Annotated in this window: 14 protein-coding genes; 3 read left to right on the plus strand and 11 right to left on the minus strand. The window is 43.6% G+C overall.

Annotated features, from left to right (window positions below; genetic code table 11):
• Positions 1–3: 3 nt before the first annotated feature.
• Positions 4–138, minus strand: a complete 135-nt coding sequence (rpmH, locus tag CJD30_RS00410) for a 50S ribosomal protein L34 (RefSeq protein ID WP_013459438.1) — start codon at positions 136–138, stop codon at positions 4–6.
• A 144-nt stretch (positions 139–282) separates the two neighbouring features.
• Here rpmH and CJD30_RS00415 point away from each other — a divergent pair, with 144 nt between their 5' ends.
• Positions 283–807 (plus strand): hypothetical protein, encoded by a 525-nt coding sequence (locus CJD30_RS00415; RefSeq protein ID WP_294915165.1) that lies wholly within the window; start codon positions 283–285, stop codon positions 805–807.
• Here CJD30_RS00415 and CJD30_RS00420 read toward each other — a convergent pair.
• The 3 genes from CJD30_RS00420 to CJD30_RS00430 form a co-directional block, all read right to left on the minus strand.
• On the minus strand, positions 804–1,157 hold the full coding sequence (locus CJD30_RS00420) for a hypothetical protein (protein ID WP_294915168.1): 354 nt from the start codon (positions 1,155–1,157) through the stop codon (positions 804–806). The two genes, CJD30_RS00415 and CJD30_RS00420, sit on opposite strands and share 4 nt — an antisense overlap.
• An 8-nt stretch (positions 1,158–1,165) precedes the next feature.
• Positions 1,166–3,745, minus strand: a complete 2,580-nt coding sequence (locus CJD30_RS00425) for an AAA family ATPase (RefSeq protein WP_294915171.1) — start codon at positions 3,743–3,745, stop codon at positions 1,166–1,168.
• 76 nt (positions 3,746–3,821) lie between these two features.
• Positions 3,822–4,520, minus strand: coding sequence for a DUF445 domain-containing protein (locus CJD30_RS00430; protein WP_294915174.1), 699 nt, complete (start codon positions 4,518–4,520; stop codon positions 3,822–3,824).
• A gap of 74 nt (positions 4,521–4,594) precedes the next feature.
• Here CJD30_RS00430 and CJD30_RS00435 point away from each other — a divergent pair, with 74 nt between their 5' ends.
• Positions 4,595–5,074, plus strand: coding sequence for a hypothetical protein (locus CJD30_RS00435; protein WP_294915176.1), 480 nt, complete (start codon positions 4,595–4,597; stop codon positions 5,072–5,074).
• Positions 5,074–5,499 carry a hypothetical protein gene (locus CJD30_RS00440; RefSeq protein ID WP_294915178.1) on the plus strand — a complete coding sequence of 142 codons (426 nt, stop codon included), beginning with the start codon at positions 5,074–5,076 and terminating at the stop codon, positions 5,497–5,499. The genes CJD30_RS00435 and CJD30_RS00440 overlap by 1 nt, the downstream gene beginning before the upstream one ends.
• Here the strand turns inward: CJD30_RS00440 and CJD30_RS00445 are convergent.
• From CJD30_RS00445 to greA, 7 genes are read right to left on the minus strand one after another with little or no spacing between them, the layout of a single operon-like run.
• A complete protein-coding gene (locus CJD30_RS00445; RefSeq protein ID WP_294915181.1) occupies positions 5,490–6,797 on the minus strand; it encodes an aminopeptidase P N-terminal domain-containing protein in 1,308 nt (435 codons plus the stop codon). The two genes, CJD30_RS00440 and CJD30_RS00445, sit on opposite strands and share 10 nt — an antisense overlap.
• A 29-nt stretch (positions 6,798–6,826) precedes the next feature.
• Positions 6,827–7,321, minus strand: coding sequence for a chemotaxis protein CheW (locus tag CJD30_RS00450; RefSeq protein WP_294915185.1), 495 nt, complete (start codon positions 7,319–7,321; stop codon positions 6,827–6,829).
• Positions 7,322–7,323: 2 nt separating this feature from the next.
• A complete protein-coding gene (locus tag CJD30_RS00455) occupies positions 7,324–9,828 on the minus strand; it encodes a chemotaxis protein CheW (RefSeq protein WP_294915188.1) in 2,505 nt (834 codons plus the stop codon).
• Positions 9,829–9,838: 10 nt separating this feature from the next.
• Entirely contained in the window at positions 9,839–10,783 is a 945-nt protein-coding gene (locus CJD30_RS00460; protein ID WP_294915190.1) for a chemotaxis protein, read from the minus strand.
• Entirely contained in the window at positions 10,780–11,523 is a 744-nt protein-coding gene (locus CJD30_RS00465) for a metallophosphoesterase (RefSeq protein ID WP_294915193.1), read from the minus strand. The genes CJD30_RS00460 and CJD30_RS00465 overlap by 4 nt, the downstream gene beginning before the upstream one ends.
• On the minus strand, positions 11,513–12,526 hold the full coding sequence (gene argC, locus CJD30_RS00470; protein ID WP_294915195.1) for an N-acetyl-gamma-glutamyl-phosphate reductase: 1,014 nt from the start codon (positions 12,524–12,526) through the stop codon (positions 11,513–11,515). The genes CJD30_RS00465 and argC overlap by 11 nt, the downstream gene beginning before the upstream one ends.
• Positions 12,513–13,010, minus strand: a complete 498-nt coding sequence (greA, locus tag CJD30_RS00475) for a transcription elongation factor GreA (RefSeq protein ID WP_294915198.1) — start codon at positions 13,008–13,010, stop codon at positions 12,513–12,515. Before greA ends, argC begins: the two co-directional genes overlap by 14 nt.
• Positions 13,011–13,022 lie beyond the last annotated feature (12 nt).

Raw genomic sequence — 13,022 nt, forward strand, 5'->3', positions numbered from 1 at the left:
TATTTAGACAGCCAATCGTTTTCTACCCTTAGCACGACGTGCATTCAATACACGGCGGCCGTTTTTAGTCGCCATACGTGCACGGAAACCATGTGTACGTTTACGTGGCGTATTATGCGGTTGGTATGTTCTTTTCATAGCCATTCCCTTTAGAAATTTTTAGCACGCAATAATAGACAAATCTTACTTAAAGAAGGGTTAAGCTAAATAAAAGCTTGTTAAAGTTTTTCCAACCTTGTCCGATATTGTCACTAAGATTCAATAGTAATAAAAGGCTTTATCATGATCTCCTCTGCTTCACTCGATGCGTACCGTTCTCATGAATTATCCATTCAAATGAAAACCAGCAGCGGTGATACTTTGTCATTAAATTTTCAAAATGAACAATCCCTTTCATTGGATGAAAAAACAACCGCAAATTCAAAAGAACAAGCGTTCTCTTTCTCATCCATGCAAGCATTTTCTTTTAAAATGGAAAGTAACGGTATCTCGGAACAGGATCAACAAGAGATTAATGCTTTCATGAAAAAAGCGCAACCCTATATTGACAAATTTATGAAAGAGTTGGAAGATCAAAATCAGACAACACCTGTTAATAAAATCGCTTCAGATGTGACAAAACTGATCGGAAATCTCAAAAACGGTGATGAAAATGTCAAAAATGATACTAAAAAGGGGATTGTGCATCTATTCGATAATGCGGCAAAAGAGGTCAAGACAACCGAAAAAATGATCGATGAAGCCCAAAAGCTTCTAAAAAAAATACTGGACGCGTTCGATAAAAAATTCGAACCTCTCTACGCCTAAGGCTTTAAAAAATCCCGCAACGTCGGCATCACCGATTGCCCTTTCGGGGCACTTTGTAAATCCAAATTCACTTTGAGCTTCATGTGGCAATCACGGCACTCGCGGATTACCGCATGCTCAGCCACCCGTATCCCTTCGATCTTAGCCACCGGATGGCATGCAAAACAATCGCTTCCGCAATCTGCCATTTTAGCCGGATCAGCACTGTGACATTTGATACACATGGTCATCGGTTTATGCCGTTTATCCGCATCAATATTTTTCAATAAAGAAGGATGACAGGTCATACAATCACCCGTACATCCCCACAACGGCAATAAAAAGATAAAAAATACTATGATCGTTTTCATAAAACGGATTATGCCACAGTTACGTTAATCTCTTCACCTGATGCATCAAATGTCACGGATGAACCCTCATCAACTTCTCCGCCGAGGATCAAATCGGCAAGACGGTCTTCAACGATCTCATATAGCGCCCGTTTCAATGGACGCGCTCCATACACCGGATCAAAGCCCGCTTGAGCAATATAACGTTTTGCTGCATCTGTGAGGCTGAGGGTAATGTCTCGCTCTTCCACTTTTGCTGCAATGTCTCTAAAGAAGAGATCGACAATACTAAGAATTTGAGCTTCACCCAGTGGATTAAAGACCACAACATCATCCAAACGATTCAAAAACTCAGGTTTGAAGTGCTGTTTCAACTCACCGAGTACCATCTCCTCGAGTTGAGGATCGCCGTGATGCGCCATAATCTTGTCACTTGCGATATTCGAGGTCAAGATAATGATCGTATTAGTAAAATCGACTACCACCCCTTTGTTATCGGTCAAACGACCATCATCGAGTACCTGTAAGAGGACATTAAACACATCGGGATGCGCTTTTTCGACCTCATCGAATAAAATAACGCTGTAAGGTTTACGGCGCACCGCTTCAGTGAGTTGTCCCCCCTCATCAAACCCGACATATCCCGGAGGAGCACCGACTAAACGTGACACCGCGTGTTTTTCCATATATTCGGACATATCGATACGAATCATCGATTCACTGCTGTCAAAGAGAAATTTTGCAAGCGTTTTTGCCGTTTGCGTTTTACCGACACCGGTAGGCCCGAGGAACAAAAATGATCCTATCGGACGGCTTTTATCGGAGAGCCCCGCTTTATTTCGTTTGATCGCACGCGCTACGGCATGTGTTGCACGGTCTTGTCCTACAACATCGCGGTTAAGTTCCTCTTCGATATGGAGAATTTTCTCTTTTTCGCTTTGGAGCATTTTATTCACCGGGATTTTTGTCCAACGGCTTACAATCCCCGCAATCGAGGCTTCATCAACATTGTTTTTGAGCAAGGTGCCAACCGCAACCATCTCTTTCCATTTCTCTTGGAGCGCTTTTTCTTCTTCGAAAAGCTTTGGAATCTGACCGTATTCGATCTCTGCCGCTTTGTTAAAATCAGCAGATTGTTTTGCACTTTCGGCTTCACGGCGTTTGGCTTCTATTTCAGCTTTGATCTTTGCGACTCGTTCAAAAACCTCTTTTTCATGGGCAAATTGCGATTCCAAAGTGCGACGTTCTTCATTCGCATCTGCCAATTCACGTTCAATCTCTTCGAGCCGTTTGGTGTTGGCTACCGACTCTTCCATTTTCAACGCCTCTTTTTCGACTTGAAGCTGAGTAAGACGACGTTTCACGCTCGCCAGTGCATTCGGCTCCGATTCAATCTGCATTTTGAGTTCTGCCGCTGCTTCATCGATCAAGTCGATCGCTTTATCGGGTAAAAAGCGATCATTGATATAACGATCGGAGAGTTTGGCCGCCGCAACAAGTGCCGAATCGATAATTGTCACATTGTGATGCGCTTCCAAACGCTCTTTTAACCCGCGCAAAATCTGTAATGATTGATTGACACTCGGTTCATCCACATTGACCGGTTGAAAACGGCGTTGAAGAGCTGCATCTTTTTCAAAATACTTACGGTACTCTTTGAGTGTCGTCGCTCCAATGGTATGCAACTCTCCACGAGCAAGAGCCGGTTTAAGGATATTGGCCGCATCCATAGATCCTTCCGATGCACCCGCACCGACAATCGTATGAATCTCATCAATAAAGAGGATAACATTTGCGGACTTTTTCACCTCATCGATGACCGCTTTAAGTCGATCTTCAAACTCACCGCGATATTTTGCCCCTGCAATCAACGCACTCATGTCCAACGCAATAACCCGTTTGTTTTGGAGGCTAAGCGGTACCTCTTTGTTATAAATCCGTTGTGCCAGGCCCTCAACCAAAGCCGTTTTACCTACCCCGGGTTCCCCCAGCAAAATCGGATTATTTTTCGTTTTTCGGATCAGAATTTGCATCATTCGCCCAATCTCTTCATCACGACCGATGACCGGAGAGAGTTTCCCTTCCGCTGCTTCTTTGGTTAAATCGATTCCGTATTTTGAAAGCGATTCCAATGTCTCATCGGCGGTTTGTGATTCAATTTTTTGTCCGGCACGCATTGCTTCAAACGTTTTGCGAAGTTCAAAAACATTAATGTATTTTTCTAAAATCTCTTTGAACGGAGAGTGATTCAAATTTCCCATTAAAAAAGTATCAATGGCAATAAACTGATCTCCATTGACTGCCATTTCAGCCGAACTGCGTTCAAGCGCATGAAGAAAATTTCGTGAAAGACGAATCGTTTCTTTGGTAACATTAGAAGCGCTTGAAAGTTTTTTTGCAGCACTTTTAACGTCTAGTTCGATAGCCGTTTTGTCTACGCCCATTTTTACCAGAGCCTGATTCAACGCTGAGTTGCTATTCGCAAGCAACGCCCATAAAAAATGGATAGATTCTACTTCGCTGTTGTTGTTATGTAACGCTAAAGAGATCGAAGATTCGATCATCTCTGTCATTTGGTGGGTAAGTTTTTCAAAAATATTTGCTGACATAAAATTCTCCTAAATTGAGTTACAAGAATTATAATACTTTGAGTCGGTTAATGTCAAGTCTTTTAAATCAGATTGCTTAGATTAGAAAAGCTCCCAGCAATCCGATTAAGCCTCCAAATACACCGCCCCAGACAACAAGCCAACCTAAATGCTCTTTCATCAGGCTATGCAACATCTCTTTGACCATAACCGGTGTAAGCTCAGCCAATCGGCTCTCTACGATACTCTCAATCGTCGATACCAAATCTCCGCTTCCTTGATGAAGACGTTCATTCAGCGCATTGTTAAACGATTCGCTCTGTGCTATTTCAACGGTAGAAATTTTGATTTTTTCTAAAAAAGGTTCTTTTAGCTTACCGATGATCGCTTCACCGCCGAACATCCCTATCATCCCTCCCATGGGTGATTCCATAACGCTTTTTACCAACGCTTCATATGCCGGTGTAAAATCGGTTTGTTCGATAATGGGGGAAAGATCTATACTCTTCTCCTGCATTTGGACAAAATTTTCTATTTTTTCGGGAGTAAAAAATTGCTCCATAATAAGTACTTTTAATGCTTCTCGTATCGATTCAAAGCGATCCAAAATGATCCCCGATCCGTACAAAAAAGGGACTTTTTCAAAAAGCATATGGATCGCAAGCTGATTGGTAATAGCACCCGATAAAGCAAACAGCCCTGCACTTCGCAAAACCGAGCCGACTGTCCCGTCCAGTGTATAAGATGCTGCGACGACTCCTAACGATACGTAATTGGTCAACCATCCTTTATCCATCTATTCGACTCCTATTGTTAATACGCGTATTATACAAAAAAGGTTAAAGTTACATCCAAAAAAAGGGGGACTAGATGATTTTACACTCTATGGATACACTCCTCAAATCGGGTGATCAACCCGCGATATTAGCTGCTATAGCTGCGGGATTGGAACGAAGCGATGAGGCACCGTTTTGGCGGCAAAAAAGTCTTCCGCTGTGCGAAGCTATTTTAAGTGTCTTGATCCCTTTACGAGAGCAAAATCTCCTTTTTGATCCGGAGGGAAATCCCTATCTAAAACTTACCTCTGAGCTTTTTTTACGCTGGTGTGATCTTTACAGCCTCAAAATTCTTGCTTTTACGTTAGCTAAAAGCAACGATCTTGGAACACTTGTGCGTACCAAAATTAGCACCGATGCCTATAAACCGATCGATTTGGAGATATTGGGAAAATATCTAAGCAGTTACAACGTCAATCTCGAAAATGAAATGGTCGATTTTCCCAAAACGAATTACAACCTCCATATCGGTATGACGTCACTGATCACAAAAATCCTCGAAGGAAAAATCTAATGCAAGAAATGCAACCGTTAAAAGTTCACAGCTATCTTTCTCAAAGTGAAATCGCAACGCATCTTGAAGGAGTCGAATATATTATAATGGCATCCCCTTCTTTGATCTCCAAAGGGCTCCCACTCCATTTCACCATTGTTTTAAATACATCAGAAACTATTCCAGAAGAGATCAAACCGCTCATTTTAGAAAAATTTTGCCGTGAGTATAAGATTACACAAACGAGCCATGTATTAAGTAATCGTGAACGAATTGCTTTTGCACATACGACACAAGAAACCCCTATGCCAAAACACATCATCGATGATACTGAAGCCAACACTATCCCATGGGTATTGCTTCATATTATTGACTTTTTAGGGGATTCGGAAGAGTTTAAAGAGGCGAAAGAAGGGTTAAGCGGATGGAGTTATAGCTACAACTGATTGCAGCAGCGCTCTATCTCTTCCACACTCTTGGCGATTATAGAAGAGAGATTTTCGCACCCCTCTTCGATAATCAGAATATCATCCTCGATACGGATACCGATCCCACGATAGCATTCTGGTACCGACTCATCATCAGCTCTAAAGTACAATCCCGGTTCAATCGTCATCACCATCCCAGGTACGAATGCTAATGATTCACCTGCTTCATCGACATAGGGGCATGGGTCGTGAACATCCAGCCCCATCCAATGCCCGATACCATGCGGAGCGTATTTTTTGTGTTCTTTGGCATCCATAAGAGCTTCACGCTCACCGCTCAAAATTCCCAAATTTATTAACGCATCACACAAAAGTTCTTCACTGTAATGCTGCAGCCAATCACGTTTTACTCCCGGTTTGATCGCATCGATCACCCGAAGCTGCACATCCAAAACCGCATTATAGACTTCACACTGAGTGTCAGTGAACTTTCCATTGACCGGAAAGGTACGGGTTATATCGCTGGCATAGAGTTCCCACTCGCACGCCGCATCGATAAGTACCAACTCTCCATCCGTGAGTTCATCGCGGTTATCGATGTAGTGCAAAGTATTGGCGTTATTGCCTCCTGCTACGATAGAGCCGTATGCTTCAGCAGATGCACCACTATGTAAAAACACATAGTTCATTGCAGCTTGAAGCTGGTACTCTTTCATACCGCTTTTGCATACTCGCATTGCTTGATGATGTGCTTCAGCAGTGAGTGCAATCGCTTTTTTAATCGTCTCGATCTCTTCAGGTGATTTTATCAGACGTAATTTTCGGATAAGAAAAGTGACATCACGAATAGCACGGATATGACGTTTAATACCTCGTGTGGAGTGAAGCGATTGTGCGGACCTTTTAGCCTCATTCAATCGGGAGTCTTCACTGTAGAGATCAATATAAAGATTGATATGTTCTCGCAAAAGCTCTTGGACCATATCCGTGTATGTAGCCACATCATACACTTCATCAACGTTAAATCGCTCCCGTGAGCCCTCAACTCCCAAGCGATCACCGTTCCATAATGCATGCTCCGCATTATAGGCTTCGACAAAAAGGATCGACTTGGTTGATTCAGCAGTTTTGATCAATACTAAAATTGCATTATCTTCGTTAAATCCGCAAAGATAATAAAAATCGCTGTTTTGACGATAAGGGTATTCAGTATCGTTTGATCGGGTTTGAGTAGGAGCAGAGGTAATAATCGCTACCCCCTCCTCCATCATATCAAGGAGTTGGGTCCGGCGGTGGGCAAAGTGTGTTTCTATCATGGCGATATTGTGCCATAAATGGAGCTAAATTAGAAATTTCTCTCCAAAAGTTTATCGACCTTGAGAATCGTAATGATACGATCCGATTGTTTACCGACACCGTCAATCATACTGTCTTCTTCATTGATCGTATCCGGTGCAGGTCCAACATCTTTTTTCGGCAAACGTATCGCTTCAGTCAAACGATCGATTACAAATCCTGCAACGTCATCTCCGTTTTTCATAACGATAAAACGGGTTTCTTCGGTATGTTTGATCGTCTCCAATCCAAAACGGGAACGTAAATCGATCAACGGAATAACGGCACCACGCAGATTGAATACACCCAAAATATAATTAGGCGTTTGCGGTACACGTGTCCAAGAGATCGGCTTAATGATCTCTTGGATGCTCAAAATGGGTACCGAGAACTCTTCATCACCCACGATGAAGCCGACCAGTTGGATCACTTCATCGATTTTTACATCATCTCCCGAGAGGGTTTTATGCTGTTTGTTGATAATTTGCTGCAGTTTTTCACTCATGGTTATAGCCCCTCGTTAAACTTAATATTACGTTTGACAACGCTCATCAGATACTCAGGAGAGTACGGTTTGGTGATGTATTCAACCATTCCTGATTCGACGCCGCGCATTCGGTCTGCTTTTCCAGTACGCGATGTTACCGCTATCAAAGCAAGATTTTTATACTTGTTGTATTTTTTGATCTCTGCTGCAAGCGTATATCCGTCCATTCTCGGCATCTCAATATCGATCAGCATTCCATCAAAGTTATGATCACCCTGTTTCAAAATATTCAATGCTTCGACACCGTCTGTAGCTTCAACGATCGTGATCCCCATCGGCTCGATCGATTTGCGCATAATCGTACGATCGGTTTTTGAGTCATCGACGATCATGACACAATAATCGCTTGCGGAATTTTTAGCACCCGAACGATTTTTACTCTCGGCACTCTCCTGCCCAACAGTCGATTTGACCGATTTTGCCATCTGCATCAATGCTGCGACATCAACAATCAAAGTTACGCCGCCATCACCGCGAATGGTTGCTCCAGCGATTCCGTCAATCCCTTTGAGGTATTCCCCAAGCGATTTAATAACGATCTCCTCTTGTCCGACCAATGAATCAACGATAAGCCCGATTTTGCTCTCAGCAAGACCGAGTACAACAACGTATGCATGTTCGCTATTGTCGAATACACGTTCGACTTCAAAAATATCACCGATATGGACAAGGGAAAGAACTTCATCACGCAAACGCATAACGGAGCGGTTTTCAACCGTATATATCTCGTCTTTGCTGATACGAACAGTCTCAAGAACCGATGCAAGAGGAATCGCGTAGTACTCTTCTTGAACACCGACAAGCAATGCTTGAATAATCGCCAACGTAAGCGGGATTTTCAATTTCATCGATGTTCCGCGTCCCACTTCGGAGTCGATATCGATCATGCCGTTGAGTTTTTCAATATTGGTTTTAACAACGTCCATACCGACACCGCGTCCTGAAACGCTGGTTACTTGTGCAGCAGTTGAGAATCCCGGTCGGAAAATAAGCCCGAATGCCTCTTTCTCAGACATCGTATCAGCTTCTTTTTCGGTAATGATCCCTTTTTCAATCGATTTGAGTTTCAGCATTTCCGCATCAAGCCCTTTACCGTCATCGATGATTTGAATGACGATGTGGTTACCTTCATGATACGCTTTGAGCTGGATGGTTCCCATCTCTTCTTTGCCTGCTGCGAGACGGATTTCCGGTGTTTCGATACCATGGTCACACGAGTTACGGATAATGTGTACTAACGGGTCACCGATCTCTTCAACAATCGATTTATCGAGTTCCGTCTCTTCACCGGTAATTTCAAGTTCGATTTTTTTGTTCAATTCACGCGATAAATCCCGAATCATACGCGGGAATTTGTTGAATACTTTTCCGATTGGAAGCATACGTGTTTTCATAACGGCGATTTGCAAATCGGTCGTTACCAATGAGACGATAGAAACAACTTGGTTGAGTTCTTCCAAAAACGCCTCACCCTCATAGCGCTCTTCAACATCATCATTAATTTTGATCAAACGGTTTTTACCGAGAACCAATTCCCCGATCAAGTTCATCAAGTGATCAAGACGTTTAACGTCAACACGGATTGTTTGTTCTACTGCCGAAGCACCGCCACGCCCTTCACCCTCATCTTTTGACTCAACTTTTCGCGGAGCCGGCGCTGCTTTTGGTGCAATCGGCTCAGGTTTTGCCACAACAACAGGAGCACTGACAGGAACCGGAGCAGATGCAACCGGTTCAGGTTTTTTCTCTTCGCTCTCGTTTGTAGCTGCCTTATTCGAACGTTTGGCAGCATCTTCAGCTTGTCGTATAGCAATCAGACGCTCAATCTCTGCTTCAACTTCTTCTTCGCTCATCCCTGAATAATCCGGTTCTTCTTCAGAAGAAGCACTTGGAGCCTTATTCGCCCGTTTTGCTGCGTCTTCAGCCTGACGAACGGCAATCAGTCGTTCAATTTCCGCTTCAACTTCCTCTTCACTCATCCCTGAATAGTCCGCTTCTTCTTCAGAAACATTCTGTACTACAGGCTCAGGAACAGGTTCCGGTGCAGGTGCCACGGCCGGAGCTGATGAAGGGATTGCAGTACCATTGGCTACGGCGTCAAGACGAAGAACACACGGTTCAACCTCAAGACCGCTGTCTTCACCACAATCACGGATTCTTCCCAAAAGTGCTTTCATCAAATCGATCGATTCGAGAATAACGTCCATAACGTCCGCATCGATGACTAAATCACCGTGACGCGCCATATTAAGCAAGTTTTCCATATGGTGAGTCAAATGGGTCAAAACGTCAAAGTTTAAAAACGAACTCGCCCCTTTAATGGTATGCGCAACACGGAAAATACGATTGAGCAAATCCAAATCATCCGGTCGTGATTCGAGCTCAACAAGGTCTTGGTCAAGCTGTTCAATCAGTTCGAATGATTCAACCAAAAAGTCCTGTAATATCTCTTGAAATTCATCCATAGCTTAACCCCTATTGAATATGAGCACGCACGACACGTGCTACTTGATCGTAAAATAAATTGGAATCGAATTTAACCAAATACGCCTCTCCACCCGCTTCTTTTCCGCGAATCTCGCTGAAATGGTCACTAATAGACGAGTTAAAGACAATCGGAACCATTTTAAAGCGCGGATCAGCTTTGACGTTTGCTGCAAAGTGAAATCCGTCCATCAACGGCATTTCGATATCTGATGCGATGAGACGAAGTTTGGAGCCGATATCGTCGCCGTATTTAGCGTATAAATCTTCTAAGACTTGAAGCCCTTTTTGACCGTCAGTCGCTTCGATGACATCAAATCCCATTTGCTCCAATGCTTCTTTGATAATGCGACGGGCGGTTGAACTGTCATCCAACAATAAAACATATCCGCTAAAATGGTATTTCCCGTCTTCGATTTTTCCGCTTGATGGCTGATACAATCCCAACTCTTGAACAACGCTCTCAAGATCCAAAATCAATAGTACCGCATCATCTTCAATTCGGGTAACACCGGTGATTTTCGAGCTATCCATACCGCCCTCACCCGAAACGAAGGATGCCGGTTCAATATCTTTCCAGTTGATTCGGCGTATACGCTTTGCTTCGTGTACGACAAAGCCGATCAGAATATTGTTGAACTCAGTAATAATGACCCGAGATTCATTACTTACCTCATCCGGAGTATCAACACCCATCCATTTAGCCAAATTGACGACAGGAATAACAACACCACGCAAATCGAAAATCCCCTCAATAAACGGAGGGGTGCCCGGTAATTCGGTCAATTTTGGGAATCGGATAATCTCGCGTACTTTAGCGACATTAATCCCGTATATCCCTTCGTATATCTCACCGTTTTCACGTTTGAATATACGAAAATCGACCAACTCCATCTCGTTGCTACCGACTTTTAATATCTCTCCTTGTCCCTTCATAGGGGCTCCTTGCGAAAAACTGACTCGTACACTAATGGCATATTGTAGGTTGATTGTACAGTAAAGTATCTTTCATTGCAAGCAAAAGCGGCAAGGTTAATGTAGTGCAAATCGGCGCTTTCAAAAAAGCGATTTTGGTGAAAATGACCTTCAATCAATACGTCAAAACCCTCTGTTTTTAGATCATTCAAACGGTTCTCAATCAGCGTTTCAAAATGCTCGATGGGGCGACAATGTTTTTTTCGTTTCATCATCCGCTCAAGTCTTGAAACAATAAAACCGTTTCCAATCGTATCGATCATACGAAGTATCCCCAAAATAAAGGGGCTTCGAATCAATGCCGTATAAATTTCATATCCCATCCCCATGATTTGATCCCCATGAGATAACGCTACATTCTTCCCCTGATAATCTAAAATGAGAGGTTGATGTTCACGCGCTATAACCTCAATATTGGGCAATAATCTACCCAATAAAAAGTCATGATTTCCCTCTAAGTAGATGATTTGGATTTTCTCGGAAAGGCGATTGAGAAGATCGAGTCCTTCGGTATTATACTCATAGGTTCGCGGTATCGGACCGTAGAGCATATCAAAAACATCACCCATCAAGATGAGCTGGGGAGTAACGATAGTACCGGATTCAAGGGCGTATAGAAAATCGATAAAATCTCGCCGCCATGGTGCACAGTGCGCGTCGGCGATGAGAATCGCTCCGGGTTTGAGAGTATTATGGGACATAGGAAATTTTAGGGATTCCGAGGGTTTCATCCAGCCCCATCATGATATTGGCATTTGCCAACGCCTGAGAGCTCGCTCCGCGCATCAGATTATCGATCGCACACATAGCGACCAAAGCGTTTCCATGTTTTGCGGCATAAACGTCCGCAAAGTTTGTTCCTGATGTCATTTTCGTATGAGGAGGAGCATTACGGACACGAACGAACGGCTTATTTTGATAAAAAGCGTTCATGACATCCAAAGGATCACAATCATTTTTGAGCGTCGCATAGACACACGCGAGCATCCCCCGTGTCATCGGAACAAGCGAGGGGACAAACGTCACCTTGACATTCTCAGAACATAACGCCGAAGCGTGCTGCTCTATCTCGGTCGCATGACGATGTTTGATAATGTTGTAGCAATTGATGTTGTCATTCACACTCACATAGTGCACCGTTGCGCTCGGGGATTTGCCTGCCCCCGAAACACCCGTTTTTGAATCAATGAAAATCGGATGAGTGGTATCTATATACTCTAAAAAGGGAGCCAATGCCATCAAGGATGCCGTCACATGACACCCCGGATTTGCGATAAGTCTGGCATCTTTGGCCACATCACCATGAAGTTCGGGAATCGAATAGACCGCATGAGAGAGATTATCCAAATCCTCATGTTCACAATAAAACGCTTCATAGTTTTCTTGATTGAGGCGATAATCGGCTGAGAGATCAACGACTTTAATCCCTCTTTCCAACAACCCTTTGGCCGTTTGCATTGCTGTTTTATGCGGAAGTGCCAAAAATACCAAGTCGCATAACGCTTTAGCGCGATCCAAATCGACTTTATCCACTCGCAAATCGCTAACACCGACCAAAGAAGGATGCAACTCTCCAAGAGTTGTTTCTCCCTCCGTATTGGCGCAATACGTTAGGGTAAAAACCGGATGGGAGATGAGCATTTTTGCCAGCTCTAACCCCGTATAGCCGCTGATACCGATAATACCGACATTAATGCGATTCAAAGACGATCTCCTGATATTTCACTTCGATAACCTCAAAGTTTTTCGCTCCGCCGGGGAGTTTTGCGCTGAATTCATCCCCCTCTTCCCGTCCAAGAAGCTGTTTTGCCAAAGGGGAATTAAACGAAATCAAACCCCGATCCGGATTGCTCTCACACCCTCCGACAATCGTGTAGGTAACCTCTTTATCACTTTCCAAATCGCACAATACGACGGTTGAACCGAAACTGATACGGGCATGTTCAAGTTCACTCGGATCAACGATTTGTGCACGCGAAATCATATCCCCGAGTTCTGCGATACGAGTTCCGATAAATGCCTGTTTTTCACGGGCTGCATGATATTCTGAGTTCTCTTTGAGGTCTCCGTACTCTTTGGCACGGTCTATTTCGACGTTTACGGCCGGAAGATCGATAGTTTTTAGGGTATTCAATTCGTCCGATAATTTTTGAAACCCGTATTTGGTCATCGGTTCTTTTTGTTCCACTGTTTGCTCCGA

Origin of the sequence: Sulfuricurvum sp. PD_MW2, from assembly GCF_002633015.1 — a bacterium.
Lineage (GTDB): Bacteria > Campylobacterota > Campylobacteria > Campylobacterales > Sulfurimonadaceae > Sulfuricurvum.